Source organism: Immundisolibacter sp. (genome assembly GCF_041625615.1).
Lineage (GTDB): Bacteria > Pseudomonadota > Gammaproteobacteria > Immundisolibacterales > Immundisolibacteraceae > Immundisolibacter.
In genome coordinates this window covers 1-2,471 of record NZ_JBFJTF010000210.1, presented here as the reverse complement: position 1 = coordinate 2,471, position 2,471 = coordinate 1, and the positions used below count along the sequence as shown (strand labels likewise).

General features: G+C 71.3%; 3 protein-coding genes and 1 pseudogene. 2 read left to right on the top strand and 2 right to left on the bottom strand.

What is annotated here, in order from left to right; all coding sequences use genetic code 11:
* Positions 1 to 643 (top strand): hypothetical protein (locus ABYX71_RS11515; protein WP_372696636.1); only part of this gene is annotated, 643 nt, incomplete at its 5' end.
* Between the two features lie 92 nt (positions 644 to 735).
* Complete coding sequence (locus ABYX71_RS11510) at positions 736 to 1,527, top strand: inner membrane protein YpjD (RefSeq protein ID WP_372696635.1); 792 nt, start codon at positions 736 to 738, stop codon at positions 1,525 to 1,527.
* A gap of 21 nt (positions 1,528 to 1,548) precedes the next feature.
* Here ABYX71_RS11510 and rdgB read toward each other — a convergent pair whose 3' ends face one another.
* Positions 1,549 to 2,151, bottom strand: coding sequence for an RdgB/HAM1 family non-canonical purine NTP pyrophosphatase (gene rdgB, locus ABYX71_RS11505; RefSeq protein WP_372696634.1), 603 nt, complete (start codon positions 2,149 to 2,151; stop codon positions 1,549 to 1,551).
* Positions 2,151 to 2,471: pseudogene (rph, locus tag ABYX71_RS11500) on the bottom strand (ribonuclease PH); the annotation flags it as partial. The pseudogene rph and the gene rdgB, both read right to left, overlap by 1 nt.

Below are 2,471 nucleotides of genomic sequence, written 5' to 3'. Positions count from 1 at the left end.
GTTCGACGTCGATGGCACCTTCCTGGACATGCGCCTGGCGCTGACCGAACTGCTACGCGCCTACGACGCGGCCCACGCGACGGCCCACTTCGCCCGTCTGGCGCCGGCGGACATCGATCCGTTCGGCCGCACTATCGAAACGGTGCTGGAAACGTGCGACGTACCGGCCGCCGAACAGCCACAGGTACTGTCCTGGCACCGGCGCCATCGCCACGCCGGCGACATCTTGCGCATGGCGCATGCGCCGTACCGCGGCCTGCTGGCACTGGCCGCCTGGTTGCACCGCCAGCCCGGCACACGGGTCGGCATCAACTCCGCCCGCCCCGAGTTCCTGCGTCAAGACACGCTGCGCGGTCTCAATGCACTGGCCATTGGGTACGAGTTGCACTTCACCGATTCGCTCGCCTGGTTCACGCCGCAGGGCTGGCGTGACGATGTCACCGCCGCCAAGCAGGCCGCCCTGACGCTCGCCCAGCGCCGCGGCGACCGCGTCATCGCGCACATCGACAGCAATGCACAGGTGCTGGCGCGGTTGGCAGCCGCCGACCTGGATGACGACCTGATGCTCCTGCACAGCGAAGACCTTCTGTATCCGCCGCACGCAACGGCGACGCCGCGGACTTCGGTCACGCGCGCCGCCTGAACCGCGCCTGCCTGCATGAGCGGCCCGCCCCCTCCGTCAGGCACACCAGGTCCGTTAGAATCAGCCTCCGCCCCCGCTCACGGCTGTCCTGCGTGTTGCCAACCCTTCTGCTTGCCACCGCCTACCTCGGCCTCGGCGCCGGCTACGGCTGGCAGCTGCGCCATCCATCACCGCCGATCCGGCGCATGCTGCTGCTGGCCACCGCGCTGCTGGGAGCCGCGCACCTGGCTTTGATGGCGCGCGTGGTCCCCCATGACCAGGCGCTGGAACTGGGGTTCGGCAACGCCGTTTCATTGCTGGCGGCGGTGGTCATGCTGCTGTTCGCCGCGGTAGCGGCGCTGCGCCGGGTCCACAACCTCGGCGTGGTGTTGGCCCCGCTGGCGGCGCTGTCGGCGCTCCTGATGTTGCTGCCGGATCGGGCCCCGCCGCTGCCGCTGGCCGACACACTGCCGCTGGCGCTGCACATCGCGTTGTCGCTGGCCGCGTACGCCCTGCTGGCGCTTGCCGCCGTGCAGGCCATGGTCATGGCCTATCAGGACCTGCGCCTGCGCCAGCATGCACCCGGCGGCGTGCTGCGCGCGCTGCCCCCGCTGGGCGACATGGAACGGCTTCTGTTTCAGTTGCTCGGGCTGGGCTTCTCCGCCCTGACGCTGGCGCTGCTGTCCGGCATGCTGTTCCTGGGCGACCTGTTCGCGCCGCACCTGCTGGAAAAAACGGCGCTGTCCATCGCCGCCTGGCTGGTCATCGGCACGCTGCTGATTGGCCGCCGGCGCGCCGGCTGGCGGGCACAGACCGCCGTGCGCTGGACGCTGGTCGGGTTCGGCCTGCTGGCGCTGGGGTATCTGGGCAGCAAGTTCGTGCTGGAGTTCGTGCTGCGCGCCTGAGGGCGCCTGCCCCCGGCGCGTTCAGGCGCCGGCGAGCAGTTCCTGCAAAAACGCCCGCAGCGCCACGGTGGCCTGCGCCCGATGGCTCAGGCGCGCCTTCTCGTCGGGCGCCAGCTGGGCGGCCGTGACACCGCGCTGCGGCAGCCGGAACAGCGGATCGTAACCAAACCCGTGCTCGCCGGCCTCGGCGGTGGCGATCTGCCCCTCCCAGGTACCCGAGAACACCTGCGGCCACGGGTCGGCGGCATGGCGCAGGAACACCAGCACGCAGCGAAAACGCGCGGCCCGGCGGTCCGCCGGCAGGCCCGCCAGCTCACGCAACAGCAGCGCCCGGTTGGCGGCATCGTCGGCCGCCGGACCGGCATAGCGTGCCGAGCGCACGCCCGGCGCCCCGGCCAGGGCGTCCACCTCCAGCCCCGAATCGTCCGCCAGCGCCGGCAGGCCGCTGGCCTCGGCCGCGAAGCGCGCCTTCAGGATGGCGTTCTCGACAAAGGTCGGCGCGGTTTCCTCGGCGGCCCCGGCGGTGAAGTCCGACAGCGCCCGCAGCTCGAGCGGCAGGTCAGCCAGCAGGCCGCGCAGTTCCGCCAGCTTGCCGCGATTGCCGCTGGCCAGTACCAGGCGCATCAGGCCTCCAGTGCCGCGCGCTGCAGGGCGATCAGCTCGGCGATGCCCTGCTGGCCGAGCGCGAGCATCTGCGTCAGCTCGTCGGCACGGAAGGCATGCCCCTCGGCCGTGCCCTGGATCTCCACGAAGGCGCCGGCATCGTTGATGACCAGGTTCATGTCGGTCTCGGCGGTGGAGTCCTCGGCGTAGTCGAGGTCCAGCACCGGCTGGCCGCCGAAAATCCCCACCGACACCGCCGCCACCGCGCCGTGGATGGGATCGCGCGTCACCAGCCGGCGCTTGCGCAGACCGGCCATCGCATCCACCAGCGCCACGTAGGC